Source organism: Stappia indica (assembly GCF_001696535.1).
GTDB lineage: Bacteria > Pseudomonadota > Alphaproteobacteria > Rhizobiales > Stappiaceae > Stappia > Stappia indica.
Map to the genome: position 1 here is coordinate 312,359 of NZ_MBQE01000006.1, position 26,692 is coordinate 339,050.

27 protein-coding genes are annotated in these 26,692 nt (G+C 68.3%); 14 read left to right on the forward strand and 13 right to left on the reverse strand.

The window, feature by feature from the left end:
* A complete protein-coding gene (locus BBX35_RS21570) occupies window positions 1–303 on the reverse strand; it encodes a BolA family protein (RefSeq protein WP_067224816.1) in 303 nt (100 codons plus the stop codon).
* A 134-nt stretch (window positions 304–437) separates the two neighbouring features.
* Between BBX35_RS21570 and BBX35_RS21575 the strand changes: the two genes are divergently transcribed.
* From BBX35_RS21575 to ggt, 6 genes are all read left to right on the forward strand, one after another.
* Window positions 438–1,064, forward strand: coding sequence for a J domain-containing protein (locus BBX35_RS21575; RefSeq protein ID WP_171900726.1), 627 nt, complete (start codon window positions 438–440; stop codon window positions 1,062–1,064).
* Window positions 1,065–1,358: 294 nt separating this feature from the next.
* Window positions 1,359–2,345, forward strand: coding sequence for a cobaltochelatase subunit CobS (gene cobS, locus BBX35_RS21580; RefSeq protein WP_067224475.1), 987 nt, complete (start codon window positions 1,359–1,361; stop codon window positions 2,343–2,345).
* An 11-nt stretch (window positions 2,346–2,356) separates the two neighbouring features.
* A complete protein-coding gene (gene cobT / locus BBX35_RS21585; RefSeq protein WP_067224477.1) occupies window positions 2,357–4,249 on the forward strand; it encodes a cobaltochelatase subunit CobT in 1,893 nt (630 codons plus the stop codon).
* A 13-nt stretch (window positions 4,250–4,262) separates the two neighbouring features.
* The gene (locus tag BBX35_RS21590; protein WP_208979907.1) at window positions 4,263–5,315 is read left to right on the forward strand and encodes an esterase-like activity of phytase family protein; all 1,053 of its coding nucleotides are present in this window, start codon (window positions 4,263–4,265) and stop codon (window positions 5,313–5,315) included.
* Between the two features lie 337 nt (window positions 5,316–5,652).
* Window positions 5,653–6,687: an aspartate-semialdehyde dehydrogenase gene (locus BBX35_RS21595; RefSeq protein WP_067224481.1), complete on the forward strand. Its 1,035-nt coding sequence runs from the start codon at window positions 5,653–5,655 to the stop codon at window positions 6,685–6,687.
* A gap of 154 nt (window positions 6,688–6,841) precedes the next feature.
* Window positions 6,842–8,617, forward strand: a complete 1,776-nt coding sequence (gene ggt / locus BBX35_RS21600; RefSeq protein WP_067224483.1) for a gamma-glutamyltransferase — start codon at window positions 6,842–6,844, stop codon at window positions 8,615–8,617.
* 21 nt (window positions 8,618–8,638) lie between these two features.
* On the opposite strand, the gene BBX35_RS21605 is transcribed toward ggt, so the two are convergent.
* Window positions 8,639–9,892, reverse strand: a complete 1,254-nt coding sequence (locus tag BBX35_RS21605; protein ID WP_083206514.1) for an MFS transporter — start codon at window positions 9,890–9,892, stop codon at window positions 8,639–8,641.
* Entirely contained in the window at window positions 9,889–10,485 is a 597-nt protein-coding gene (locus BBX35_RS21610; RefSeq protein ID WP_067224484.1) for a GNAT family N-acetyltransferase, read from the reverse strand. The genes BBX35_RS21605 and BBX35_RS21610 overlap by 4 nt, the downstream gene beginning before the upstream one ends.
* 189 nt (window positions 10,486–10,674) lie before the next feature.
* Between BBX35_RS21610 and BBX35_RS21615 the strand changes: the two genes are divergently transcribed.
* Window positions 10,675–11,163: a hypothetical protein gene (locus tag BBX35_RS21615; RefSeq protein WP_067224486.1), complete on the forward strand. Its 489-nt coding sequence runs from the start codon at window positions 10,675–10,677 to the stop codon at window positions 11,161–11,163.
* An 18-nt stretch (window positions 11,164–11,181) separates the two neighbouring features.
* Here the strand turns inward: BBX35_RS21615 and BBX35_RS21620 are convergent, their stop codons facing one another.
* The gene (locus BBX35_RS21620; protein ID WP_067224488.1) at window positions 11,182–11,601 is read right to left on the reverse strand and encodes a hypothetical protein; all 420 of its coding nucleotides are present in this window, start codon (window positions 11,599–11,601) and stop codon (window positions 11,182–11,184) included.
* Between the two features lie 141 nt (window positions 11,602–11,742).
* On the opposite strand from BBX35_RS21620, the gene BBX35_RS21625 reads away from it, so the two are divergent.
* A complete protein-coding gene (locus BBX35_RS21625; RefSeq protein WP_067224489.1) occupies window positions 11,743–12,450 on the forward strand; it encodes an SDR family oxidoreductase in 708 nt (235 codons plus the stop codon).
* A gap of 15 nt (window positions 12,451–12,465) precedes the next feature.
* Here BBX35_RS21625 and BBX35_RS21630 read toward each other — a convergent pair whose 3' ends face one another.
* Complete coding sequence (locus BBX35_RS21630; protein WP_067224490.1) at window positions 12,466–13,539, reverse strand: YeeE/YedE family protein; 1,074 nt, start codon at window positions 13,537–13,539, stop codon at window positions 12,466–12,468.
* Window positions 13,540–13,710: 171 nt separating this feature from the next.
* On the opposite strand from BBX35_RS21630, the gene BBX35_RS21635 reads away from it, so the two are divergent.
* The 3 genes from BBX35_RS21635 (at window position 13,711) to BBX35_RS21645 (ending at window position 16,370) form a co-directional block, all read left to right on the forward strand.
* Entirely contained in the window at window positions 13,711–14,628 is a 918-nt protein-coding gene (locus BBX35_RS21635; RefSeq protein WP_171901505.1) for an alpha-1,2-fucosyltransferase, read from the forward strand.
* Between the two features lie 65 nt (window positions 14,629–14,693).
* Entirely contained in the window at window positions 14,694–15,644 is a 951-nt protein-coding gene (locus BBX35_RS21640) for a glycosyltransferase family 2 protein (protein WP_067224492.1), read from the forward strand.
* A gap of 27 nt (window positions 15,645–15,671) precedes the next feature.
* Window positions 15,672–16,370, forward strand: coding sequence for an RNA ligase family protein (locus BBX35_RS21645; RefSeq protein ID WP_067224493.1), 699 nt, complete (start codon window positions 15,672–15,674; stop codon window positions 16,368–16,370).
* A 74-nt stretch (window positions 16,371–16,444) separates the two neighbouring features.
* On the opposite strand, the gene BBX35_RS21650 is transcribed toward BBX35_RS21645, so the two are convergent.
* The 6 genes from BBX35_RS21650 to BBX35_RS21675 all read right to left on the reverse strand — a co-directional run bounded on the left by BBX35_RS21650 (window position 16,445) and on the right by BBX35_RS21675 (window position 21,841).
* Entirely contained in the window at window positions 16,445–16,909 is a 465-nt protein-coding gene (locus tag BBX35_RS21650; protein WP_067224495.1) for a thiol-disulfide oxidoreductase DCC family protein, read from the reverse strand.
* Between the two features lie 13 nt (window positions 16,910–16,922).
* Entirely contained in the window at window positions 16,923–17,315 is a 393-nt protein-coding gene (locus tag BBX35_RS21655) for a GFA family protein (RefSeq protein WP_067224497.1), read from the reverse strand.
* 34 nt (window positions 17,316–17,349) lie between these two features.
* Entirely contained in the window at window positions 17,350–18,843 is a 1,494-nt protein-coding gene (locus BBX35_RS21660; protein WP_088941687.1) for a M48 family metalloprotease, read from the reverse strand.
* Window positions 18,840–19,682, reverse strand: coding sequence for a thermonuclease family protein (locus BBX35_RS21665; protein ID WP_067224501.1), 843 nt, complete (start codon window positions 19,680–19,682; stop codon window positions 18,840–18,842). Before BBX35_RS21665 ends, BBX35_RS21660 begins: the two co-directional genes overlap by 4 nt.
* A 93-nt stretch (window positions 19,683–19,775) precedes the next feature.
* A complete protein-coding gene (locus BBX35_RS21670) occupies window positions 19,776–21,101 on the reverse strand; it encodes an aspartate aminotransferase family protein (RefSeq protein ID WP_067224503.1) in 1,326 nt (441 codons plus the stop codon).
* A gap of 128 nt (window positions 21,102–21,229) precedes the next feature.
* Entirely contained in the window at window positions 21,230–21,841 is a 612-nt protein-coding gene (locus BBX35_RS21675; protein ID WP_067224504.1) for a 2-hydroxychromene-2-carboxylate isomerase, read from the reverse strand.
* 129 nt (window positions 21,842–21,970) lie between these two features.
* Between BBX35_RS21675 and BBX35_RS21680 the strand changes: the two genes are divergently transcribed.
* From BBX35_RS21680 to BBX35_RS21690, 3 genes are all read left to right on the forward strand, one after another.
* Window positions 21,971–22,849 carry a phosphatase PAP2 family protein gene (locus tag BBX35_RS21680; protein WP_067224506.1) on the forward strand — a complete coding sequence of 293 codons (879 nt, stop codon included), beginning with the start codon at window positions 21,971–21,973 and terminating at the stop codon, window positions 22,847–22,849.
* Window positions 22,850–23,119: 270 nt separating this feature from the next.
* Window positions 23,120–23,803 (forward strand): YdcF family protein, encoded by a 684-nt coding sequence (locus BBX35_RS21685; RefSeq protein ID WP_208979908.1) that lies wholly within the window; start codon window positions 23,120–23,122, stop codon window positions 23,801–23,803.
* A 106-nt stretch (window positions 23,804–23,909) separates the two neighbouring features.
* The gene (locus BBX35_RS21690) at window positions 23,910–24,695 is read left to right on the forward strand and encodes a lysophospholipid acyltransferase family protein (protein WP_067224509.1); all 786 of its coding nucleotides are present in this window, start codon (window positions 23,910–23,912) and stop codon (window positions 24,693–24,695) included.
* A gap of 7 nt (window positions 24,696–24,702) precedes the next feature.
* Here BBX35_RS21690 and BBX35_RS21695 read toward each other — a convergent pair whose 3' ends face one another.
* Together BBX35_RS21695 and rlmN are read right to left on the reverse strand one after the other, a co-directional pair.
* Window positions 24,703–25,164, reverse strand: a complete 462-nt coding sequence (locus BBX35_RS21695; RefSeq protein ID WP_067224512.1) for a hypothetical protein — start codon at window positions 25,162–25,164, stop codon at window positions 24,703–24,705.
* Window positions 25,165–25,167: 3 nt separating this feature from the next.
* Window positions 25,168–26,418 carry a dual-specificity RNA methyltransferase RlmN gene (gene rlmN, locus BBX35_RS21700; protein WP_083206516.1) on the reverse strand — a complete coding sequence of 417 codons (1,251 nt, stop codon included), beginning with the start codon at window positions 26,416–26,418 and terminating at the stop codon, window positions 25,168–25,170.
* Window positions 26,419–26,692 lie beyond the last annotated feature (274 nt).

Consider the following 26,692-nt stretch of genomic DNA (forward strand, 5'->3'; position numbering starts at 1 on the left):
TCAGGAAAGAGAGGCCGGCCCGCCGCCGCGCGGGTCGCGCTCGTCGGGCGTGCGCACCTCGATTGCCAGCGCATGAAGACCGGCGTCGAACGCGGGCTTCAGGCAATCGTTGACGGCCCTGTGGCGCGCCACGCGGCTTTGGCCGGCAAGCGTGTCCGCCACCATGCGGATTCGGAAGTGGGTTTCGCCGCCCTCGCGCCAGCCGCCATGTCCGCGGTGCCGCTCGGATTCGTCGATCACTTCGAGGCTCTGCGGGGCAAAGGCCTCTCGCAGGCGCTGTTCGATCAGGTCCCGGATGCTCATGCCTTCCATGTGACAGACTTTTCGCCGCCGTCAAGACCTTGCCGAAGGCGGCCCCCTCCCCCTATTTATGCGGATCGCCGCGGCAAGAGTCGCGCATTCCCGCCCCGCAGATCACGGAAACTGGACCAGGACCGGTGGCTTCGGACATCTTCGACCGCATCCGCATCAGCCCGAAGCGCAGCCGCGCTGCGGAGGAGGAGTTCGTGTGCGAGCGGGCCTGCGACTGGGAAGGGTGCGACGAGCCCGGCACCCACCGGGCGCCGAAGGGGCGCCATGCCGACGGCCAGTACCATCATTTCTGCCTCGCCCATGTGCGGGAGTACAACAAGTCCTACAACTATTTCGCCGGGATGGACGACAACGAGACGCGCGCCTATCAGCGCGACGCCCTGACCGGCCACCGCCCCACGTGGAAGATGGGCGTCAATGCAAAGGCCGCGGGCGACGGCGCCCATGCCTGGTCCGACGTCGACCCGCGCCAGGCGGCCAAGGCCCGCGCAGAAGCCCGCCGGCGCACCGGCCCTGGCGGACGCACGGCAGGAAGCGGCGCCCGCGCGCCCAAGCTGAAGCAGCTGGAAGCGCGCGCCTTCGACACGCTCGGCCTGCCGCACCATGCCCGCGACGCCGAGATCAAGGCCCGCTACAAGGAGCTGGTGAAGCGGCTGCACCCGGACGCGAATGGCGGCGACAGGTCGCTGGAAGACCGGTTACGCGAGATCATCAACGCCTATTCGCTGCTGAAAAAGGCCGGCTTCTGCTGAAGCCGCTTGGCTGCCTTGTCCTTAAGCAGGCTTGCCAGTTGGTCCGGATAGGCTATGAAATCGTAGACCTCCCGGTTTTGACGACCGCATCCGGCCACCGCCGGCCTGCGGTCTCCCGTCGCAGGGAGATCCCTTTCCCGGCGCAATTCGCGCCAGCGCCGCCAGCGACGAGGCGTTTTCACTTGGCCGAACGGGGCTCTGGCAATAGGGTCTGGTTCGAATTTCGCGCCGTGGCGGCATCACGGTGCAGTGCGACATCGCGGATCCCGCCGCCGGCGGGCCAGCGGAGGAAAGATGACTGACAAGACCCTGCCCGTCGAAAACCTGCCGGATACCACCGTGTCCGTGCGCGAGACCTTCGGCATCGACAGCGACCTGACGGTTCCCGCCTACAAGGAGCCGACCTCGCATACGCCCGATCTCGATCCCGACTACCTCTTCGACCGGCAGACCACCCTGGCGATCCTCGCCGGCTTCGCCCACAACCGCCGCGTCATGGTCACCGGCTATCACGGCACCGGCAAGTCGACCCATATCGAGCAGGTCGCGGCGCGGCTGAACTGGCCCTGCGTGCGCGTCAACCTCGACAGCCACATCTCGCGTATCGATCTGGTCGGCAAGGACGCCATCGTCATCAAGGACGGTCGCCAGATCACCGAGTTCCGGGACGGCATCCTGCCCTGGGCGCTGCAGAACAACATCGCTCTGGTCTTCGACGAGTATGACGCCGGCCGTCCGGACGTGATGTTCGTCATCCAGCGCGTGCTGGAGGTCTCCGGCCGCCTGACCCTGCTCGACCAGAACCGGGTGATTCGCCCGCATCCGGCCTTCCGCCTGTTCGCCACCACCAACACGGTCGGCCTCGGCGACACCTCGGGCCTCTATCACGGCACGCAGCAGATCAACCAGGGCCAGATGGACCGCTGGTCGATCGTCACCACGCTGAACTACCTGCCGCACGACAACGAGGTCGAGATCGTTCTGGCGAAGTCCAAGCACTACCAGAACGAGGAAGGCCGCAAGACGGTGTCGCGCATGGTCCGCCTTGCCGACATGACCCGCAACGCCTTCATCAACGGCGACCTGTCGACCGTGATGAGCCCGCGTACGGTAATCACCTGGGCCGAGAACACCGACATCTTCAAGGATCTCGGCTTCGCCTTCCGCGTCACCTTCCTCAACAAGTGCGACGAGATGGAGCGCACGCTGGTGGCCGAGTTCTACCAGCGCTGCTTCGGCGAGGAGCTGCCCGAGTCCGCCGCCAACGTGGTGATGAGCTGACCGGCAGTCCCATGCGCAATCCGCCTTCCGAGAAGAGCAAGCCCTCGAGCGAACCGCTGAAGCGGGCGATCGGCGACACGATGCGCGCCATCGCCGCCGACGCCGAGCTCGAGGTGCTGTTCTCCTCCGACAAGCCGTCGCTGTCGGGCCACACGGCCCGCCTGCCGGAGCCCTCGCGCCGCCTTACCGCCGACGAGATCGCCGTCACCCGCGGTCTCGGCGACGCCATGGCGCTCAAGCTCGCCTGCCATGACCCCGGCCTGCACCGCAAGCTGGTGCCGCAGGGCGAGACGGCCCGCGCCATCTTCGACGCGGTCGAGCAGGCGCGTTGCGAGGCGGTCGGCGCCAACCGCATGCCCGGCGTTTCCGACAATCTCTCCGCCATGCTGGAAGAGCGCAGCCGCAAGGCCGCCTATGCGGACGTCGCCAGCCGCGAGGATGCACCGCTGGAAGAGGCGATCGCCTACATGGTGCGCGAGCGCCTGACCGGCCGGCCGGCGCCCAGGAGCGCCGAACCGATGATCGCCCAGTGGCGCGGCTGGATCGAGGAGAAGGCGGGCGACGCGCTCGACCTGCTCGCCGACCGGATCGAGGATCAGCAGGACTTCGCCAAGCGCCTGCGCAAGGTGCTCACCTCTCTCGAGATGGACGAGGACATCGGCCAGGAGAGCGAGGACGAGAACGGCGAGAACGAGGACGCCGAAGGCCGCAACGAGCGCGGCGAGACCTCCGCCGACGGCGAGGAGGAAAGCGGCGAGGACGAGGGCGCGCCGCAGGAGATGGAGCTCTCCGGCGAGGAGACCGAGGCGGGCGAGACCGAAGGCCTCGATGGCGACCTTCAGGAGCTCACCCAGGACGACCAGGCGGACCAGGCCGAGGAGCCGGGCGAAAGCCGGCGCCGCGAGCTGCCGTTCTCCAACCTGCCGCCGACCTCGGACTACAAGTTCTTCACCAGCCGCTTCGACGAGACGGTCCCGGCCGAGGAGCTCTGCGACACCGCCGAGCTCGACCGCCTGCGCAGCCATCTCGACAAGCAGCTGGTCAACCTGCAGGGCGCCGTCGCCCGGCTGGCCAACCGGCTGCAGCGCAAGCTGCTGGCCCAGCAGAACCGCTCCTGGTCGTTCGACCTGGAGGAAGGCATGCTGGACACGGCCCGCCTCACGCGCGTCGTCACCGACCCGATGCAGCCGCTCGCCTTCAAGCAGGAAAGCGACACTAATTTCCGCGACACGGTCGTCACGCTGCTGCTGGACAATTCCGGCTCCATGCGCGGCCGCCCGATCACCGTCGCCGCGACCTGTGCCGACATCCTTGCCCGCACGCTGGAGCGCTGCGGCGTGAAGGTCGAGATCCTCGGCTTCACCACCCGCGCCTGGAAGGGCGGGCAGTCGCGCGAGGCGTGGCTCGCCGCCGGCAAACCGGCCCAGCCGGGACGCCTCAACGACCTGCGCCACATTATCTACAAGTCCGCAGACGCGCCCTGGCGCCGCGCCCGACGCAATCTCGGACTGATGATGCGCGAGGGCCTGCTGAAGGAAAACATCGACGGCGAGGCGCTCGACTGGGCGCACAAGCGCCTTCTCGGCCGGCCCGAGGCGCGCAAGATCCTGATGATGATCTCCGACGGCGCCCCCGTCGACGACTGCACGCTGTCGGTGAACCCGGGCAACTATCTCGAGCGTCACCTGCGCTACATCATCGAGGAAATCGAGACCCGCTCGCCGGTGGAGCTCATCGCCATCGGCATCGGCCACGACGTCACGCGCTACTACCGCCGTGCCGTCACGATCGTCGATGCGGAGGAACTGGCCGGCGCAATGACGGACCAGCTCGCCGATCTCTTCGACGAACAGACGCAGGCATCGTCGCGCGGTAGCCGCGGACGGCGCCGCGCGGCCCGCTGACACCATGATCCGCGTGCCGGGACTTCGGCCTTCCGCACGGCGCGGCGTCGCGCTGGCGGCGTCCCTGATCGCGGCCGTGATATTGATGGCGCCGGCTCCCGCCCGCGCCCTCATGGACGTTCCCCCGCAGGACGTGACCATCCGCAGCAAGCAGATCGACGCGTTCCGCATCGGCCGCGCCGACGAGCCGCGCTTCGGCGCACTGACGTTTCTCGGCGGGCTGGAGCTGCTGTCGGGCAACCGCCACATGGGCGGCCTTTCCGGACTGGTGGTCAGCCCGGACGGCAGCGAGATGATCGCCATCGCCGACAACGGCCTGTGGCTCACCGCGACTATCGAAGCGGAGCCCGGCGGGCGCCCGCTCGCCATTCGCGACGCCCGCCTCGGCGCGATCGTCGGCCCCGACGGACGGCCGCTGATGGATCGCGACCGCGGCGATGCGGAGGCCCTGACCCTGCGCCGCAATCCGGACGGCACCGGCGAGCTCTACATGGCGACCGAGCGCTATCACGCGATCTACGCCTTCCCCTATCCGCTCGCCGATCTGCGCGCGCGGGGCCGCGAACTCGACCTGCCGGTCTCGATGACCAGCAACCTGCGGCACAACAAGGGCATGGAAGCGGTTGCCTTCGCCAATTCCGGCCCGCTTGCCGGCACGCTCGTCGTGGTGTCGGAACGCGGCAAGACCTTCAACTCGGACCTGCCGGGCTATTTGCTCGGCGGACCGACGCCGGGTACCTTCACCGTTCAGCGGCAAGAGTCCTACGACGCCACCGACGCTGCCTTCCTCGACACTGGAGACATGGTGCTGCTGGAGCGCCGCTTCACCTTGCGCCATGGCATCGGCATGCGGGTTCGCCTGCTGCCGGCAGCGGAGCTGAAGCCCGGTGCCATGGTCGTCGGCCGCGTGCTGCTGGCGGCCGGCTATTCCGAGCAGATCGACAATATGGAAGGCGTCGCCGTGCACCGGAATGCCGCCGGCGAGACCATCCTGACCATCATCTCCGACGACAACCGCTCGATCCTGCAGCGCACGCTGCTGCTGCGCTTCCGCATCGACGGCTGACCCCGCCGCGACGCGCATCCGCAAGGCCATGTTGACAATGGCCGCGCATGACGGCATCTAGACGCCGTCGAGGTCCGGGCAGCACCGTCCGGATCCGCGAGGGATCCCATGCCGAAGCCGTGCGCCCTTTTCAACGCCCCGTTCACCGCGACGAAAGCCGCGAACGGTGTCGCGTGCGCCGGCACGACCACGACGACGACGACCCGCAAAACGACCGCCTGACGGCCCTCTCGACCCGCGCTCCCCCGGGTCTGACGGGGGACCGAACGGACCTGAGGCTCCCGCAGGGATGGCGGCTTCGGGTTGGCGGGGAGCGGCAAGAGAGGACTGAATACCAATGGCTTACAAGATCGCAGTGGTCGGCGCGACCGGCAATGTCGGCCGCGAGATGCTCGACATTCTGGACGAGCGCGGCTTTCCGGCGCGCGAAGTCGTGCCTGTCGCCTCCCGCCGTTCGCAGGGTGTCGACGTCTCCTTCGGCGACCGGACGCTGACCTGCCAGGCCATCGACCATTTCGACTTCTCGGACGTCGACATCTGCCTGATGTCCGCCGGCGGGACCGTGTCCAAGGAGTGGTCGCCGAAGATTGCCGCCAAGGGCTGCGTTGTCATCGACAACTCCTCGGCCTGGCGCTACGACGCCGACGTGCCGCTGATCGTTCCGGAAGTGAATGCCGATGCCATCACCGGCTTCACCAGGAAGAACATCATCGCCAACCCGAACTGCTCGACCGCCCAGCTCGTCGTCGCGCTGAAGCCGCTGCACGATGCGGCCACCATCCGCCGCGTCGTCGTGTCGACCTACCAGTCGGTGTCCGGCGCGGGCAAGGACGGCATGGACGAGCTGTTCAACCAGACCCGCTCGATCTTCGTGAACGATCCGATCACCCCGGAGAAGTTCACCAAGCGCATCGCCTTCAACGTCATCCCCCATATCGATGTCTTCATGGAGGACGGCTACACCAAGGAAGAGTGGAAGGTGCTGGCCGAGACCAAGAAGATGCTCGACCCGAAGATCAAGGTCACTTGCACCGCCGTGCGCGTGCCGGTGTTCATCGGTCACTCAGAGAGCGTCAACATCGAGTTCGAGCGCCCGATCACCGCCGAAGAAGCACGCGACATCCTGCGCGAGGCGCCGGGCGTGCTCGTCGTCGACAAGCACGAGGACGGCGGCTACGTCACGCCTTACGAGAGCGCCGGCGAGGATGCGACCTATGTCAGCCGCATTCGCGAGGACGCCACGATCGAGAACGGCCTCAACATGTGGGTCGTCGCGGACAACCTGCGCAAGGGCGCGGCTCTCAACGCCGTGCAGATCGCCGAGGTCCTGGTCAATCGCGGCCTGATCACCCCGAAGAAGGTCGCCGCCTGAGGCATCCCTTCTTCCGATCCGTTCTCCGCGCGGCGCGGCCCCCCGGGCCGCGCCGTTTTGCATTCACTCCCGGCAATCCTGACAGGGCTGGCCCCGCCGGACAAAAGCCGACAGACTGCCCGTCCAGAACACCATACGGGGAGTGAGTGAGACGATGAACAGGACACCGCCACCGGCATCGGCGCGCAGGATCGCCGGCGCCGCCCTTGCCGCGTGTCTGCTTTGGGCAGGGCCCGGCCTTGCCCAGACGGCAGCCCCCTCCGCGCCGCAGCCCGCGCCGATCCTCTCCGGCTCGGACCGTTTCCACCCCGTACTCGCCCGCAGCGGCATGGTCGCCAGCCAGGAGGCGACGGCGACCCGCGTCGGCCGCGACATTCTCGCCGCCGGCGGCAATGCGGTGGATGCGGCGGTGGCGGTCGGCTTCGCCCTCGCCGTGACCCTGCCGCGTGCCGGCAATATCGGCGGCGGCGGTTTCATGCTGGTCCACATGGCCGACAGCGGCGAGACGCAGGCCCTCGACTATCGCGAGCTTGCCCCCGCCGCAGCCAGCCGGGACATGTTCCTCGATGCGGACGGCAATGCGGACAGCGAGAAATCCCGCTACTCGGGCCTCGCCGTCGGCGTTCCCGGCACCGTTGCCGGCTTCCACGCCGCCCATGCCCGCCATGGCAGCGGCCGCTTCAGCTTCGCAGACCTGATCGCGCCTGCCATCGCCCTCGCCCGCGACGGCTTCCCCGTTTCCGACGATCTCTCCGGGTCGCTGAAGCAGGCCCATCCGCGCCTGTCGAAGGATCCGGCCGCGCTCGCGACCTTCTACAAGCCCGACGGCGGCTTCTACGAGCCCGGCGAGACCCTGCGCCAGCCGCAGCTCGCCGAGACGCTGCAGAAGATCGCCGACGAAGGCCCGGACGGCTTCTACAAAGGGCCGGTCGCGGAGGCGATCGCGGCACGTGTCCGCGAGGGCGGCGGCGACATGACCGCCGACGACCTTGCCGCCTACGAGGCGAAATGGCGCACGCCTGTCTCGGGTACCTATCGCGGCTATGAGGTCGTCTCCATGCCGCCCCCCTCCTCCGGCGGCGTGCATCTCGTGGAGATCCTCAACATGCTGGAGCCCTTCGACCTTGCCGCATCCGGCTCCGGTTCGGCGGTAACGCTCCATGTCATGGCCGAGGCGATGAAGCGGGCCTATGCGGACCGCTCGGAGTTTCTCGGCGATCCGGACTTCGTCGACATTCCGGTGAAGGGCCTGACCTCCAAGACCTACGCCGCCTCGCGGATGGAGGGTTTCGACCCGGAGAAGGCGACGCCTGCCGACGGGCTCGCCCCGGGCAAGCCCGCACCTTACGAGAGCGAGGAAACCACGCACTATTCGGTGGTGGACGGCCAGGGCAATGCGGTGTCGAACACCTACACGCTCAACTTCTCCTACGGCGTCGGCATGATGGCCGGCGACACCGGCATCCTGCTCAACAACGAGCTCGACGACTTCTCCGCCAAGCCGGGCGTGCCGAACGCCTACGGTCTCATCGGCGGCGATGCCAATGCCGTCGCTCCGCGCAAGCGGCCGCTGTCCTCGATGAGCCCGACGCTGGTGTTCCGCGACGGCCGGCTGGTGCTGGCCACCGGCTCGCCCGGCGGCAGCCGCATCATCACCACCGTGCTGCAGATCATCCTCAACGTGGTCGACCACGGCATGAACATCGCGGAGGCGACCGCCGCTCCGCGCATGCACCATCAGTGGCTGCCGGACGAGATCCGCATCGAGGAAGGCTTCTCGCCCGACACGCTGGCGATCCTGCGCGAGCGCGGCCACACGGTCGAGGAACGCGCCACCATGGGCTCCACCCAGTCGGTGATGGCGGTCGAGAACGGCCTGGCCGGCGCCTCGGACCCGCGGGTCCAGGGCGCGCTGGCGGCCGGATACTGACCCCGGAAAGCGCCGGCGGGGTCAGCCCCGCCGGCGCGCCAGCGTCGCCGCCAGCAGCAGCACATAGACGCCGCCGAGCAGCAACGGCAGTCCGGTAAGGCCCACCATGTCGATGGCGAGGCCGGAGAGAGCCGGCCCGGTGAAACCGCCCACACCCCACATCACCGCAAAGCCGGCATTGCCGGCGATCAGCATGGCGCCGGTGAAGCGGCGGCCGAGCTCCATCAGCGCGATGGTGTAGACGCCATAGGCCGAGGATCCCCAGACGAACAGCATGGCCCAGAGCGGCCACCTGGTGTCGATCAGCACCGGCAACAGCATCGCGCCTGCGATGGTCAGCAGGCACAGCACCACCATGACCAGGCGCGGCCCCCAGCGGTCGGCAAGGGTCCCGATCGGCACCTGGAAGACGATATTGCCGACGATCAGAACGGCAAGGGCCGTTGCCACCGCGGCCTCGTCGAGGCCATGCCCGAGCCCGTAGACAGGGAACAGCGTCAGGATCGCCTGGTCGAAGGCCGCAGCGATGCCGGTGACGACCAGCAGGAACGGGATCAGCGGCGCGACGCTGCGGATCGAGCCGCTTTCTCCTGCGGCAAAGCGTGGCAGCCGATAGCGGATCGAGGTGATCAGCACCGCGCAGATCAGGCAGACCGCAATGCAGAGGAAGAACGGCGCAAGCGTCCGCGTTCCGGTGACCGCAAGCGTTGCCGGGCCGAGCGCGAAGCCGCCGGCCAGCGCCGTTGCATAAAGCCCCAGCATGCGCCCGCGGATCCGGTCCGGCGCCAGCTGGTTCACCCAGGTCTCGCTCGAGATGTAGAGCCCGTTGATGCCGACGCCAAGCAGGAAGCGCGCCGGAAACCACAGCCATAGCGCCTGGACCGTGCCGATCAGCGCGAACAGGACCGCCAGCAGCAAGGCGCTGGCGATCGCCAGCCGTGCCGCGCCGAAGCGGATCGCCAGCTGCGGCACGAGGGGGGCCGACAGGATCAGGCCCAGCGCCATCATCGCCGCATTGCTGCCGATCAGCCAGGCGGGCGTACCTTGCCGCTCCAGGATGAAGGACAGCAGCGGATAGGTCAGCCCCTGCGCGAGACCGAACACACCGACGAGCAACAGCACCACGGCAATCGCCGCGCGGTCGATCTCCTGCGGCGCGCCGGGCACATGCTCTGCCACCTCCGCCACCTGCGGCCGGTCGGGCACGGGCGCGGTCGGTGCCGGCAGCACGCCCGCCTCCGCCCTCTCGGCGGACGTGTCGTCGACCTCGCTCATGCGCCCGCTGCCGTACCGCCGAGGTGGTGGCGCATGGTGGTGACGGTGTTGAAGCCGAAGACGGGCCGCAACAGGTCGAGCCGCCGCTGTCCCTCCTCCACAAAGCCGCAGCGCAGGTAAAGCGCCTTTGCCCGCGGGTTGGTGTCGATCACGTCGAGACGCACGGCTCGTTTCCCGGCGCGCCTGGCGATCGCCAGGATCTCGGCGAGCAAGGCACGGCCGACGCCGGCCCCGCGCGCCTCCTGCGTCACCGCGATCCCGTCCATCGCCATCACGTCCTCGTCTTCCTCTTTCTCCAGAAGCGCCAGCCCTGCAACCCGGATCGCCGTGCCGAGCACGCTGAAACGCTCGCGGAAATGCCGCCATTTCGGCTCGAACAGCCCATGCCCGTCCAGCCGATAGCCGGCAATGCCGACGATCCTGTCACCGATCACCGCGCTGACGCCGCGGTCCCGCTGGAGATGCGGCGCGAGGAACTCCGCCGCCGCATCCGCCGTGCCAAAGAAGGGTCTCAGTTTCTGGATCAGCGCCTCGGCATAAATCCGCGTCGCCGAAAGCTCATCGCCGGGTCGCACATGGGAAAGCACGTTCATCGCCAGCTCCTTCGCCTCGCCGTAATTTCACCCTGAGGTTGATCGGACAATTCGAGACGTAATCGCCCTGCCGGGCCTTGCAAGGAAAATCGCCCCCGAAGCCGCGAAACCGAAAGGCTTGCGTCCCGCATTAACGAGAATCAGGCTATCGGGGAAAGACGACACCCGTTTGCGAAAGTGCTTCGCCACATGCCGGATATCGCCCCGCTCCTCGAATTTCTTGCCAGATCGCAGCTTGCCCGCGCCATGGCCGGCTCGGCAGACCTGCGCGAGGCCGCGGCGGCCACGCATCTGTTCGGAACATTGATGCTGGTCGGTGCGGTGTTGCCGCTCAATCTGCGGCTGATCGGATTCTGGCGTTCCGCCCCGCTTGCGGACCTTGCACGCGTGCTTGGCCAGACGGCGTTTGTCGGCCTTTTGCTGGCGCTTGCCAGCGGCATCGCGCTGATGTCGACACGGCCCATGGCGATTGCCGGCGACCCGGCCTTCCAGGCGAAGGCCGTCCTTCTCGCCGCGCTCGCCGTCAATGCGCTGCTGCTGCGGCTGGTCCCGGCCTGGCGCCTGCTGGACCAGGTCGACTCGCGCGGAACCATCTCGCGTTTCCGCCTTGCGGGCGTTCTGTCTCTGGTTCTCTGGGGCGGCGTGCTGGCGCTGATGCGCTGGCCCGGCCTGATCTGACGGCGTGAAAAGCCGGCCTTACTGGGCGCGGCGATAGATGCCGGTGTTCACCACCGAACCCTGCCCCGGCACCTCGACGCTCTGCTCCACTTCCAGGCTCTGCCCGTCGTCGGACAGGCGTCGCCGCGCCGTCATCAGGGTGAGATTGCCGCGCTTGGCCTCCGAGGTCAGCGTCTGCTCGTCCTCGAAATAGAGCAGCAGCCGGTCGGCGAGACCGCTTTCCGACAGCCGCGCCCCCGGCGCGCCCGGCACGCCGGTGATCTCGCCGGAGATTTCCTCGCCGCTCGCCGAGATGATCGACATGCGGATCGTCACCAGGCCGAATTCCTCGTCGATCCGGCAGGTCGCCGCCTGCGGCAGGTCGCTCTGGTCGAACTCGCTCTCGTCCAGATCGAGGATCCAGGTTCCGAGAAAAGGGCCAATCTGCTCGCTGCTCATCGCTGCATTCCGCTTTTTGACATTCGTGCCGGGATCGTGACCCGGCAGCCGCTTGCGCGACCTTGTAGCCGCGTTTACCACCCCTGTCATCGCCCCGCCCCTCCTCCGCCGCAGCGGAGCCTCTCCAGCCGGAGCCGTCCCATGACCTCGTCCGCCACCTCCACGCTCGTGCTTACCGGTGCCAATCGCGGCATCGGGCTGGAACTCGCCCGCCGTTTCCTCGCCGCGGGCGGATGGCGCATCCATGCCGGCTGCCGCGACCCGGAAAACGCCGATGCGCTTGCAGAGCTCGCCCGCACTCATCCGGACCGTCTGACCGTCCATCCTCTCGAGGTGACGGACGCCGCGTCGGTCTCCGCCTTCGCGCAGGCGCTCGGCGACACGCCGGTCGATCTGCTGCTCAACAATGCCGGCATGCTCAATCCGCACCAGACGCTCGACGATCTCGATTTCGACGCCTGGGAGCGCGAGCTTCAGGTGAACACGCTCGCCCCCATGCGCATGGCGCTGGCGCTGCGCCCGCAGCTGCGGCGCGCCGCCAACCCGCGCATCGTCACGATTTCCAGTCAGATGGGCTCCCTCGCTCGTCCGAGGAGCGGCAGCTACGCCTATCGCAGCTCCAAGGCTGCGGTGAACAAGGCCATGCAGGGGCTCGCGCTCGACCTTCACGGCGAAGGCATCTGCGTCGTCGTGATGCATCCGGGCTGGGTCCGCACGGATATGGGCGGCAGCAGCGCCGAGATCGATCCGCCGGAGAGCGCCGCCGGCATCTTTTCGGTCGCGACCAGGCTCACCCTGGCCGATACCGGCCGCTTCCTGCAGTGGAACGGCGAGGAGCACCCCTGGTAAGGCGGCCGGGCCGGCTCAGGCGGCGGCCGTCGCCTGCCGCTCCGCCATCCGGTCGACGACGAGATCCGTCAGGCCCGCCGCGGCCCACATGGCGAACAGCGTCGCCCAGGCGGTCAGCGCGAAGATCGATCCGCCGGTGACGCCCGCCCCCACGGCGCAGCCGCCGGCCAGCATGCCGCCGAACCCCATGAGGACGGCCCCGACGATATAGCGGCGCATCGAGTGGCCGTCATGGAAACCCTGCAGCCGCCATTCGCCGGCCAGCAGCGCGGCCAGCGCCGCCCCCGCAAAGACGCCCGGCACGAGGCCCGTATCGAAGTCGAGCGCCTCGCCCGGAGGCGTCAGCACCAGCATCAACGTGTCGGCGGACGGCCCGGTAAAGGTCATGCTCTTCACCGTCATCGGCTCGAAGGCCTGTCCCGCGAGCTGGTAGGTGAACCACCAGCCGGCCGCCACCGTTGCCCCCACCCCGGCCGCCCCGATCCAACCCGAGAGCGGCAGGCGGGCGCGAAAGGCGAAGACCGTCGTCCCGGCGATGAACAGCAGGCCGATCCACAGCCCCGCGTCCTGCGGCAACCTCAGCAGCAGCAGGAGATCAAGCGCCTCGCGCCCGCTGACGGTCCACATCCCGGCGACCTGCTCGCGCAGCGGCGAGAGGATGCCGTGGATCGAGGCTTCCGCCGCAACCGCGAAGATCAGCCCCGACAGCAGCGCCCGGAGGTTGCCGGTCGCCGACAGCACCAGCAGCCGGCTGGCACAGCCCCGCGCGAGCACCATACCGATCCCGAACAGCGCCCCGCCTGCGATCGCACCCGACAACGAGCCCCGCGCCGCGAACTGCCGCGCCTCGGAGACATCGAGCGCACCGGAAAAGATCAGCCACTGGGTTAGCAGGACCGCGCAGGAGAAGGTCACCAGCCACGTCGCGACCTTGATGCCGATGCTGCCGCGGGCGAACTCCACGGCCGCCGCCCGCAGGCAGAACCGGCTGCGCTGCGCAAAGGCACCGAAAGCCATCCCGATCAGCAGCCCGCCGAGCGCCGAGGTCTCCGCCTCGCCGAGGGTCTCCAGCACGCCGGTCATGTCCATTGCCGCATCTCCAGGTCGTCCGGACATCCGCCCGGCCTCTCCATATTCACATCAATGAATACATCGGCCGCGCCTCTCCCACCTTGACCTTACTCAAGCTTTCGCGCGCCGCGCTTGTCCGTTCCGGCGATGCCGACTAACAAGAGCGGATCAGCAAGGGCGGGGCGCGACATGGCAGCCGGACACGGGCAGCAGGCGGAAACGGGCAAGGCAGGCGGCGGCGATCCGGTCTGCATGCGCATCTGGGGCGGACTCGGCAACCAGATGTTCCAGTATGCCGCCGGCCATGCGTTGGCGAAGCGCCTCGGTGTCGAGCTGCTCGTCGACCCTCTCGACCTCGACTTCGCCCATGCCGCCTTCGGCCTCGACCTGTTCGGCCTGTCCCCGCGCATCTGGCAGCCGGACACCGGCTCGCTGAAGGCGCGCCTCCTAGGCGCACTCGGGCGCGGCGAAGGCAAGAAACGGCGGAAGCTCTGGCAGGGCCCGAGCTATTTCCAGAAGGACTTCTGCCACGGCGACGAGGTGTTCTCGCTCGGGGCCGGCACCTATCTTGCCGGCTATTTCCAGTCGGAACAGTTCTTCGCCGACTGCCGCGAAGAGATCCGTTCCCTGTTCTCGCTCGACCACGTCGCCGCGACCATCGACCCTGCCCGCCTGGCCCTTGCCGACGCCCCCACCAGCGTCTCGCTGCATGTGCGGCGCGGCGACTATGCCGCCAACGCCAAGACCACCGCCACTCACGGCCTGCTCGGCGCGGAGCATTACATGCGAGCGGCCGGACTGATGGCGCAGCTGGTGCCAGACGCGACGTGGCTGGTCTTTTCCGACGACATCGCGGCGGCCGACGAGCTGACGCGCGCCCTGCCCCGCCGCACCCTGGTCGAGGGGCAGAGCCGCGAGCAGGATCTGCACCTGATGAGCCGCTGCGCCCACCACGTCATCGCCAATTCCAGCTTCAGCTGGTGGGGCGCCTGGCTCGGCCGCAACCCGGACCGCCATGTCATCGCGCCGCGAAAGTGGTTCGCCCGCGACGAGCTACGCCGGGTCTATGTCGACGAACTCTTCCCCTCCGGCTGGATTCTCGTCTGAGAAACAGGTACTCCCCTCACGGAAACAGGCCTCTTGCGGGCCAGGATACGGGGACCTGCGCGCTCATGAAACTCTGCGTCGCCATCTGCACGAGAGAACGGCCGAAGATGCTGCGGGCGTGCCTTGCCTCCGTCTGCGCGCAGTCGGTTCCGGATTGGGTGCAGGCAGAGATCGTCGTGGTGGAGAACCACGACCGCGAGACCTCGCGCCATGTGGCGGAAGAGGTGGCGGCGGAGACCGGCTGGGCCATCCACTACGTGCTGGAACCCGAGCTCGGCATCCCCTTCGCCCGCGACCGCTGCGGCACCTTTGCCGAGAGCGCCGGTTTCGACCGGGTGCTCTATATCGACGACGACGAGATCGCCCATGCCGGCTGGCTGGAGACCATGGTCGAGGCGACCCGCGCGCTCCCCGCAGAGGTCCACTACGGCCGCGTTCTCTACACCTGGCCGCCCGAGACCCCCTCGTGGATGGTCCCCGAACAGGTCAACAAGCGCCCGTCCGGCACCGTTCTGACCAAGGCCGAGGGGCACAACACGCTGGTCGAGACGAAGGTGTTCCGCGCGCGAGAGGCCGGTGGCTTCGGCCTGCATTTCGACGGCTCGATGCGCTTTACCGGCGGCAGCGACACGGATTTCTTCACCCGCGTCCACGATGCGGGCGGGCGCATCGTCTGGATCCCGGATGCGCTGGTGGAGGAGCTTGTTCCGGTCAACCGCACGACCCTGCGCTGGCAGCTGAACCGCACCTTCCGCGTCGCCGGCAACATCTCGCGCCTGCATGAAAAGCGCGCCGGCAAGCGGAAAGCCGCCCTGCGCAGCCTGCTGAAGGGCCTCGGCCGCATCGTCGGTGGCACCGTCCTGTTCCTGCCTGCCGCGGCCAGCTTCGCCGTCTCGCCCGAGGGCGGGCGCCGTCGCGCCTTCAAGGCAGCCAAGCAGATCGCCTCCGGCCTCGGTTCCCTCGCCTATCTCGCCGGCCACCAGCAACAGCCCTACGCCAAGGTCGACGGCGGCTGACGCCACCACCGAAGACAAACCCCGGCCATGAGCGACTTCTTCCGTTTCCCTTCCACTCCGCACCTCGCATGGCTGGGCGACGCGAACGCGCTCCGCGATGACAAGCTGCTGAGTCCGGAGCAGGCGAATGCGCTGCTCTCCGGGCGTGTTGTCGTGGAGGAGAAGCTTGACGGCGCCAATCTCGGCCTGTCCCTGGATGCAGACGGCAACCTGCGCGCCCAGAACCGCGGTCAGTATCTCGCCGAGCCCTATGGAGGACAGTTCTCCCGCCTTCCGGCCTGGCTCGGGCAGCACGGCCAGGCTCTAAGGAGCGTCCTGAAACCGGATTTGATATTGTTCGGCGAATGGTGTGCGGCGCGGCACTCGCTCGACTACGGCGCATTGCCCGACTGGTTCCTCGCCTTCGATGTCTATGACAATGCCAACGGAACCTTCTGGAGCACGGAGCAGCGAAATTCGCTGGCTGCGGAAGCCGGGCTGACCGTCGTTCCTCGCGTCTTTGAAGGGCACACCTCGCTGTCCGACCTGCTACGCCTCGTCTCCGAGACCCCAAGCCGCTACCGAACCGGTCGGCCGCTCGAGGGGGTGGTGGTCCGACGGGAAACGGCGCTGATCTGCGAAGCAAGAGCCAAGCTGGTGCGAGCCGATTTCACCCAGGCTATCGACGAGCATTGGCGCAGTCGCGCCATCGAGTGGAACTCGGTCGACTATACCCTGCGCGATTGAAGCGACCGCCTGAGCAGCGATACGACCGTTTCGCTGGCACATCAGCCGACGGACAGCCGTCCGCAGGATCTTTCCTACCCCAACAGCCGCTTTCGAAACGCGGAATCCTGCAGGGCACACATGTCGCCGCGGCCGAACAGGGCATAGCGGTTGCGGGCCAGCCATCCATAGAGCCGGTCGCGCAGCGGCCGCGGCAGCACAAGGAAAACCGCCGTCAGCCGGCCCCAGCCACCGAAGCTGCGACCGGCATGGATGATGGCGTCGAAGTCCGCATGCGCGATGCCGCGATCGATGAAAAGCCATGTCGAGGGATCGTCGGGCGCGAGCCCGTAATGCTCCAGCAGGGCCGCGCCGAGCGGGGTCTGGACCGGGCAGATGCGAACCCGTCCCGAACGGTCGAGCCGGTGGATCATCCGTGCGCCCCAGCTGCAGACGGCGCATTCACCGTCCATCACCGCCAGCGGCACCGTATCGTCGAACGGTGGTACGCGAGGGTCGCTTCGGAAGGAAAACGGCTCTTTCGCCTCTCGCACCGTCATCCTCCGTACCCTGCTAGTCCTCGGTGCGGCGTTCGTCCGGGCGGTCGTGCTCGTAGCGGTGTTTCAGCGGAAACTCCGGCAACCAGGCTTCCCGGCGCACGGTCCACAATTCGTAGGTCGGCGCGAACTGGTCCGGCGCATCGAGCGCGCCGATATTGATCATCACCTCGTCGTCGCTGCGTCCGAAGACCGGCGATCCGCAACTCGGGCAGAAGAACCGGCCCTGATAGTCGCGGGCTTCGCCCTCGGTGGTCACCGCATCGGCCGGAAAGATCGCCGAGGCATGAAACAGCGTGCCGTGGTTCTTGCGACAGTCGAGACAGTGGCAGAGGCCGACGCGATAGGGGCGCCCCCTTGCCACGAACCGCAGGTCGCCGCAAAGGCATCCGCCGGTATGCTGTTCCATCGCCGTCTCCCGTGGTCTGCTCCGCGCGGGTTTTCTAGTCGACCACCAGCTTCAGCGGCGTGCCGGCCGGAATGACCTGGCCCGGAGGCGTCTGGTTGAGGATCGAGAACAGCTCCAGCCGGCGGGCCGGCTCCACCCCGCTCATGCCGACGGCCAGCCGTTCCGGCGTATCGCCCGCATCCGCGCGGATCACCTTGATCCGCAGCGGCCGCAACCGGGCGATCTCCGTCGGCGTCAGCTGGCGGAAGCTCTTCACCGTCGCCTCGTAGTCGCGGGTGAACTCCTCGCCGCCCGAGCGGGACGCGAAGATGAAGCGGTAGCCGGTGCGGCCGATGCGCACCACCGCGATGCGGAAGGACCAGCCCTCAGTCACGGCGGAGGCCGTGACCGCCGCCAGTCCGTTCACCGTCTCCTCGCGCACGCTGTCGCGGATGAGCCCGTTGATCCATCCGCTGGTCATGTAGGCGGTCAGCGAGGCGAAATCGGTCAGATCGGCGCCGTCGAAGCGCAGCGCCGTGCCGTTCGGATTGCTGGCGAGAACCGCTTCCGGAGAATTCTCCAGGATATAGCCCGGAGGCGCGGTGAAGCTGATGCCCAGCGCCTTGTGCAGGAACGACCGGCCGCGAATATAGCCCTCCAGCGGATCGTCGCCGTAGAGCATGCCGTCGATCTTGGTCAGATACGCGTCGCGGTCGCGCTCTCCGAGACCGGGCGCGCCGATCTGCCGTGCGGCCCGCACCGCCGTCTGCACGCGTTCCGGCGTCGTCGGGTGCGAGGACAGGAAGTCGGGGGCGCCCTTGCCCGCGCCTTGCGCGGACTGGAAGGCGGCGAACTGGCCCATGGCGGTCAGGAACCGCGCGGCGGCGAAGGGATCGTAGCGCGCCTTGGCGAGGGTCCGCACGCCGACGGCATCCGCTTCCAGCTCCTGGATCTGCGAGAAGCGCGCGAAGGACAGCTGCGAGGAGACGATGGCCGCCCGCTGCTGGTCCGGGTCGCGCACCACATTGCCCAGCACCCGGCCGGCAAGCTCCGTCGCCTCGGCCCGCTGCTGGCGCTTGATCGCGTGGCTCGCGGTGACATGCGCCATTTCGTGCGCCAGCACCGCCGCCACCTCGGACGTATCGGTCGCCAGCGCCAGCAGGCCGCGTGTCACATAGAGATAACCGCCCGGCAAGGCGAAGGCGTTGACCGCCGGCGAGTTCAGGATGGTGATGCGATAGCTCTGCGAGGGATCGTCGGACGCCTCGACCAACCGGCCGACCACCTGCGCCACGGCGCGTTCCGCGCCGCGATCCTCATAGACGCCGCCATAGGTCGCCACCACGCGCGGATGCTCGCGCGCGCCCAGATCGTTGGAGATGCCGGGCCGCAGCGTGCCGGGAGCCGGGGTGCCGATCTCGATCGGCGACGACCCGGAAAACTGGCAAGCGGAAACGACCAGCGCCGCGGCGAAGACCGCCGCCAGCCGGAGAGGACGCGCCGTCCGGCGCAGAACCGGACGCGCTGCTGTTCTGGACAAGCTCTTCACCGCTGATCGCCATTCCTGTCGAGCCGCTCGATCTGCGCGGGATGCACGAGTTCGATGGACGGTCCGCCCGCCTGCCGCACCATGCCGCGCAGGCGAATAGCTGCCCCGTCAAGGGACGTGACGTCAAGCCCGGCATCCGCGAAGGCTGCCTTGCGCTCGGCGCTGATCGTCGCAGTGAAGTCGCGGCTCCAGCGGCCGCCGAAATTCAGGTAGACCATCGAGCGGGTCTCTCCGACAGAAATCACCCGGCCGACCACCAGCGTGTAGCGTCCGGTGCGCTCGGACAGCGCATCCGGGTCGTGCGCCGACCACACCCGCTCCTGCGCCCAAAGGCCGGCCTTGCGCTGGCGCGCCCGGGTCTCTTCCTTCAAGAGGTGGGCAAGGCAGTCGGCTGCCGCAAGCCTAGGAGCGACGATCGCCTGCCCCTGTCGCACCAGCTCGCGGGCCAGCCAGCGATCGCCGGGCGACAGCATCACGTGTCCGGGACGGCGCTCCCAGCGGTCCGCCTCCTCGCCCAACGCCACGAACCGCACATCCGCAACGCCTGTATCGGCGTCAGCAGGACTGTCGGCAGGCAGCGACACCAGCTCGGCCTGGCGCAGCAACCCGCCGGTCGCGGTGCGCCACACATGCGGCTCGCCCGGCTCGGCGCGCGCCTGGAGGCGCTCCGCTTGCGCCGCGTTCAGGCAGGTTTCGGGAATCCCACTCTCACCGGCAGCGGCCGGCCTTGCGCTTGCCGGCAACCCGGCGAGCACCGCCAGCATCAGGACGCAGAAAACCCCTCCCGCGCCGTGAGGCGCGAGCCATGTCGCCATTGCACTGTCGGTGCGCGTCACCATGGTTGCGGGGCGTGTCCTCCCGAGGGTCGGTTCCGTTTGCGGGCTGGTTTCATCTTGCCGCAAATGGTGGCGGGAAAATGTCGCAGGCGCGTCTCACGCCGCCAGCGCATCGTCCAGGGCACCGGACAGCTTGTCGACGATCTCGCCGATCTGGGCGTCCTCCAGGATAAAGGGCGGCGCCAGCAGCACATGGTCGCCCTGCCGGCCATCCAGCGTCCCGCCCATCGGGTAGCAGACGAGGCCGCGCGCGAAGGCAGCCTTCTTCAGCACCGCGTTCAGTCGCCGCTCGGGCGCAAACGGCGTCTTGCTCTCCCGGTCCTCGACCAGCTCGAGACCGAGGAACAAGCCGCGGCCGCGAATGTCGCCGACATGCGGATGCTGACCGAACCGGTCGACCAGAGCGTCCATCAGCCGCTCGCCCATCTCGGCCGACCGTGCGACGAGCCCCCGGTCGACCAGCGCGCTGACCACCGCGTGACCCGCCGCGGCGGCGGCCGGATGGCCGATATAGGTGTGGCCGTGCTGGAAGAAGCCGGAGCCCTCCTCGATGGCGCGGTAGATGCGCCCGCTCGCCAGCATCGCACCGATCGGCTGGTAACCGGCACCGAGCCCCTTGGCGATGCACAGGATGTCCGGCGCCACCCCGTCGGCGTCGCAGGCGAACAGATGCCCTGTGCGGCCCATGCCGCACATCACCTCGTCGAGGATGAGAAGCACGCCGTACCGGTCACAGATCTCACGGATGCGGCGGAAGTAGCCCGGGACAGCAGGAACCGCGCCGAGCGTCGCGCCCACCACCGGCTCGGCGATGAAGGCTGCCACCGTCTCGGGACCGCGGGCCAGGATCTCGGCCTCCAGCTCGTCGGCGACGCGCAGGCCGTAGGCCTCTTCGCTCTCCCCTTCCTGCTGGCCGCGATAGGCGTAGCAGGGCGAGATATGCGACATGTCGACCAGCAGCGGCGCGAAAGGCTCCCGGCGCCACATGTTGCCGCCGGCAGACAGCGCGCCGAGCGTGTTGCCGTGATAGCTCTGCCGGCGGGCGATGATGCGCGCCCGCGACGGCTCGCCGTTCTCGATATGGAACTGCCGCGCCAGCTTGATCGCCGCTTCCGTCGCCTCCGACCCGCCGGAGACGAGATAGACCCGCTCCAGACCGGCCGGCGCATGGGCGATCAGCAGATCGGCGAGCTTCTCCGCCGGCTCGCTGGTGAAGAAGCCGGTATGCGCGAAGGCGATGGCATCGAGCTGCGCCTTCACCGCCTCCGTCACCTCCCGGTCCGAATGCCCGAGGCACGAGACCGCCGCCCCGCCCGAGGCGTCGAGATAGCGCTTGCCGGTCTCGTCGATGATGTAGCAACCGTCGCCGGCAACGGCGCGGGGCGGACGCATGGCGGTGTGGCGCGGAAAAATATGAGACATGGCAAGGCGTTCCCGACGGATCTATCCCGAATGCGGTCCGGCTGCCTGGCCCGTATCGAGACCGGCCGCGACCGTGTCACGACAATAGGAAGCCCGCATCGCCTTGGCCAGCCATTCCGACTGCCCAGTCACTGCGGTATGTGGGTCGCCAATGCGTGATCCATCGCCTGCTCCAGCCGGTCGTTGCCCCAGAACAGCTCGCCATCGGCACAGGTGACGCTCGGCGCCCCGAAGATGCCGAGCGCCTTCGCTTCCTCGACGCTGGCGCGCAGGCGCGCCTTCGCCTCGTCGCCCGCCGACAGTGTCAGGATTTCCTCCGCATTCGCCCCCGCGCGGGTGATCAGCGTCGCCAGCATCTTCTCGTCGTCGATCCGCCAGCCCTCGCCGAACTCGGCCAGATAGACGGCGCGCGAGAACAGCGGCACCTGCTCGGGGGCCAGCGCGGTGGCAATGCGCGCGGCCTTGAGGCCGTTCTGCGGAAACGGATCCGGCCGCGTGAACGGCAGGCCGGAGCTCGCGCAGATCCGCTCCAGATCGCGCCACATATAGGCGCCCTTCACCGGCAGCAGATTGAAGGGCGACGTCGTCCAGCCGGCCTCCGCAAAGATCGGCCCCAGCAGGAACGGTCTCCAGCGCAGCTCGACGCCGCGGCGCTCCGCCAGATCCTCGATCCGCATGGCCGCCGGATAGCTGTAGGTGGAGGCGAATTCGTACCAGAACTGGACGACCGGACGCGACATGGCGGTTTCCTCTCCTGAACGCGGCTGCGACCGGCAGCCGCACGCATGGGCCCCGACCCTTGGACTGCCGGGGCCGGATCGCTATAACCCCTCAACCGGCACCGGAAGACAACCGCAAACGCAGGTTCGATGACAGATACGCCCCCCTCGCCTGCGCCCTCCCCGGCTCCCTCGTCTCACGCAAAGCATGCGGGCTTCGCCGCGCGGCTCGCACGCGGAGAGAGCCGCGCTCTCGCCCTTGCTGCGACCGGCTGCCTGATCATCCTGTCGCTGTTCTTCCTCGCCTTTCCCGCTGTCGACATCGCCGCCTCGCGTCTTTTCCACGATCCGGCAAACGGCTTCGTCCTGTCGCAGAACCCGTTCCTGCAGCGGCTGCGCGAGCTGGGGCCCTTCCTGGTCAAGCTGGTCGCGGTCCTTTGCGTCCTGGTCCTCTTGTGGCCCTTCGTCGTTGCGCCCCTGTCGCGCCGCCTGTCGCTGCGCGCGCCGGTCTTCCTGCTGTCGACGCTGATCCTCGGGCCAGGTGTTCTGGTCAACGCGGTGCTGAAGAACAATTGGGGCCGCCCCCGCCCCAATGCGGTGGACCTATTCGGCGGCGATGCCCCTTACGTCCGCGTCTGGCAGATGACGAACCACTGCGACACCAACTGCTCCTTCGTCTCGGGCGAGGCCTCCTCCAGCCTGTGGCTGGTGACGCTGGCCTTTCTGGCCCCGCCGAGCTGGCGCCGCGCCATCCTCGCCGTCGTCCTGCCGCTCGCGGTGATCCTGTCGGCCAACCGCGTCGCCTTCGGCGGCCATTTCCTCTCCGACACGCTGATTTCCTGGTGCCTGACGCTGCTGGTGATCCTCGGCGTCCACCATCTTCTCTGGGGGACGAAGGGCGCGGAGACGCGCGCTGTCCGCTGGAGAGAAGGCTACGATCGCGTCGCCGATGCCGTCCGCGCCCACGCGGTCAGCCTGCGGCAGCGAATTGCCGCATCGCTGCGCACTTTCGCCGCGATGATGCGCTGACACCTGCCTCCCACACCCGGCCGCCCTCGGCGACGCCGCGTTTCCAACATCTTGCTGCCGCGAAGCTCTGGCATGGCAGTCTCACGGTACCGACCGGCCCGAACTCCGCCCTCCAGCCCGGCACCCGCCGATGCGCGCGGGGGTGGAAAATCCGGCCGGCTTGCGCCTTAGTTATCCGAGAGATGCATGCAAGCGATTCGCCCTCTTGCATCCGCCCGCCAGGCGGATACCAGACCGTGTGAAAGGAAGGCCGAGGGGCAGGCTCAGCCGATGACTTCGCAGGACGACCAGCACACCGCGGCCGAAGGAACGGCCGGGGCCGACCGGCCGATGTCCGGGCGGTCCCGTTCGCGCGGCCGCCGTCTGCTGCGCATCCTGGTTTCCGGGCTGCTCGTCGCCGGTCTCGCCTTCTATGCCGGCTCGTTCCTGCGGTTTGCTGCCACCGTCGCCGGCTACCAGAACAACGACGCTGCCCGTGCCGACGCCATCGTCGTCCTGACCGGCGGCAGCGAGCGCGTGAAGCACGCCCTGACCTTGCTGCAGGCCGGCAATGCCGAGCGCCTGCTGATCTCCGGCGTCCATCCCGAGACCACACCGCAGCAGATCGTCATTTCCACCGCCAGCAACCTGTCGCTGTTTTCCTGCTGCGTCGATCTCGACCGCAACGCCAACAACACGCTGGAAAACGCATCGGAAACCGCGAAATGGGCGCGGGAGAACGATTTCTCCCGTCTTCTCGTGGTCACCAGCGCCTACCACATGCCGCGCGCCCTGCTCGAGCTGAACTCGACCATGGCGGATTTCGATCTGGTCCCCGTGCCGGTGCAGACGGCGGATCTCGCCTTCGATCGCTGGTTCGAAGACCCCCGCACGACGCTGCTGCTGGCCCGCGAGCACCTGAAATATCTGCTTGCCTGGGCGCGTATCGCGGTTATGGAAACGTCGGCGCCCTGACGGCACCGGCCTCGCGGCTTGCCAGCGAAGCGGTCCGCGCGGCACCATGGCCGCAAGGCGCCCGCCTGCGGGCCCGGCCAGCCCGCCCCGCAACCGGTTGAGATCGATGCTGCTTCTTCGCTCGCTTGTGTTCCAGGTCCTGTTCTACCTCAGCACCTTCGTCCTGATGATCCTCGGCTCGCCGGTGTTCCTGCTGCCGCGCCGCCTCGGCTGGCCGCTGGTGCCGTTCTGGGCCCGGGTCGAGCTGTTCCTGCTGAAATGGATCGTCGGCATGAAGGTCGAGTATCGCGGGCTGGAGAACATCCCGCAGGGCGGCTACATCGTCGCGGCCAAGCACCAGTCGGCCTGGGAGACCTTCGCCCTGCTGCCGCTGTTCCCCTCGCCCACCTATGTCCTGAAGCGGGAGCTGCGCTACATCCCGATCTTCGGCTGGTACACGGCGAAGTTCCGCCAGATCCCGGTCGACCGGGGCAAGCGCTCGGCCGCACTGGCAGCGATGACGGAACGCGCCCGCGAGGCCGTCGCCGAGAACCGGCAAATCCTGATCTTTCCCGAAGGAACCCGCAGGGGTGCGGGCGAAGAGCCGCGCTACAAATACGGCGTCGCCCATCTCTACCGTTCGCTCGGGGCGCCGGTCCTGCCGGTCGCGCTGAACTCCGGCATCTTGTGGCCCCGTCGCGGCTGGTGCCTCTATCCGGGGACGGTGGTGGTGGAATTCCTGCCGCCGATCGCGCCGGGCCTCGACATCGAGACGTTCCATGCCCGGCTGGTCGAGGAGGTGGAGACCGCCACCGACCGGCTGATCGACGAAGCCGCCGCCGCAGCGCCGGCCTCGCCGGTGGTGCGCCGGGCGCTTCAGCGCCGCGCCGACCGCGATCTGCAATCTGCGTGAAGAATGATCAGGAGCGGGTCGAGGCGCCGGAAGACGGCGGCACGCGCCAGCATCCGGACTGGCGTCCGGCGATCAGCCAGTAGACGAAGCCGGCCATGAAGCCGGTCGCCGCGGCGATCAGCGTGCCGGGCCGGATATCCGCCTGCGGGCCCCCCAGGCCTTCGCCCGACCACCACAGAAAGATGGCGATGGCACCGCCCGCCGCCAGGTGGAAGACGATCCCGCGCAGCTGCATCAGCTCAGCGACGGCAATGGCAACCAGCGCCGGCACGAAGGCCAGGCCGCCGATCACGCTCGCACCCACCAGCGACCAGCCGAAGGTCATGCCGACCACCACCGGATCTCCGGACGGATCCGCGAGCCCGCGCAGCAGGCCGAAGGCAACGAAGGCCGCCGCCGCCAGAAAGGCGAGGATCAGCCCCAGCACGATGCGAATGGACTGGGCCAGCAGCTGCCCGCCGTCGACCATCGCCTAGCTCGCCGCCGCAGCGGTTTCGGCTGCGGCCCGGTCGCGGGCACGCATGCGCTCGGATTCCGACTTGAGCTGGCCGCAGGCCGCGAAGATGTCGCGGCCGCGCGGCGTGCGGATCGGCGAGGCATAGCCCGCCCTGTTGACCACTTCGGCAAAGGCCTCGATCTGCTCCCAGTCGGAGCATTCGTAGGGAGAGCCCGGCCAGGGATTGAACGGGATGAGGTTGATCTTCGCCGGAATGCCCTTGAGCAGGCGCACCAGCTCGCGCGCGTCCGCAAGGCTGTCGTTGACGCCCTTCAGCATCACGTATTCGAAGGTGATGCGGCGGGCATTGTTCAGCCCCGGATAGGCCCGGCACGCGTCCAGCAGCTCGGCGATGTTCCACTTCTTGTTGATCGGCACCAGCTCGTCGCGCAGCTCGTCGCGCACCGCATGCAGCGAGATCGCCAGCATGCAGCCGATCTCCGCGCCCGTGCGCTCGATCATCGGCACCACGCCGGAGGTCGACAGGGTGATGCGGCGCTTCGACAGCGACAGGCCCTCGCCGTCCGAGGCGATCAGCAGCGCCTTCTTGACGTTGTCGAAATTGTAGAGCGGCTCGCCCATGCCCATCATCACGATGTTGGTGACGAGGCGCCCCTCGCTCGGCACGGCGGCCCCTGCCGGCGTCTCGCCCTTCGGGAAGTCGCCGAGCCGGTCGCGGGCGACCAGGATCTGCGCGAGGATCTCTTCCGCCGTCAGGTTGCGCACCAGGCGCTGCGTGCCCGTATGGCAGAAGGTGCAGGTCAGCGTGCAGCCGACCTGCGAGGAGACGCAGAGCGTGCCGCGCCCCTCCTCGGGAATGTAGACGGTCTCGATCTCGACCGGACGGCCGGCGCCGCGCGGCGGAAAGCGGAACAGCCACTTGCGTGTACCGTCGCTGGAGATCTGCTCCGACACCATCTCCGGGCGGCGGATGCTGAAGGCCTCGGCCATCTTGGCGCGCAGGTCCTTGGCGATGTTCGTCATGTCCGCGAAATCGGACGCGCCGCGCACATAAAGCCAGTGCCACAGCTGGGCGACGCGCATGCGCAGCTGCCGCTCGGGCACGCCGATGCCGGCCAGCGCCTCGGCCAGCTCCGTGCGGTCGAGGCCGATCAGGACCGGCTTGTCGGCGGGAGCTTGCGCCACGGGGCGCGCCGCCGTGTCCGCGGACGCTGCCGGGGCGCTCTCGGGCGTGCTGGTTGCGGTATCGTGCTGCATCAGGCTCATGTCGTCGGTCCGTGATGACGTGGGTTCGCGGCGACGCCCTGCGGGATTGCGGCCTGCCGCCGTGTTTCCCTGCAAACGCCGAAAAGGCGGCGCCGATCTGGCTGCCGCCGGTGCTGTCCGGTCCTGACCTGCTTCCGTTCCCTGAGGGAGCCGAAGACCGCAGTCCGGAAACGCCCGAACCGTCCCGCCCCTTACCAGGGCGAGACGGTTCGCGTTTCGGGGGTCTTATACAGCAAGCCGGGACGTTTGTGAGCCCCAAAGCGCATGCACCCCG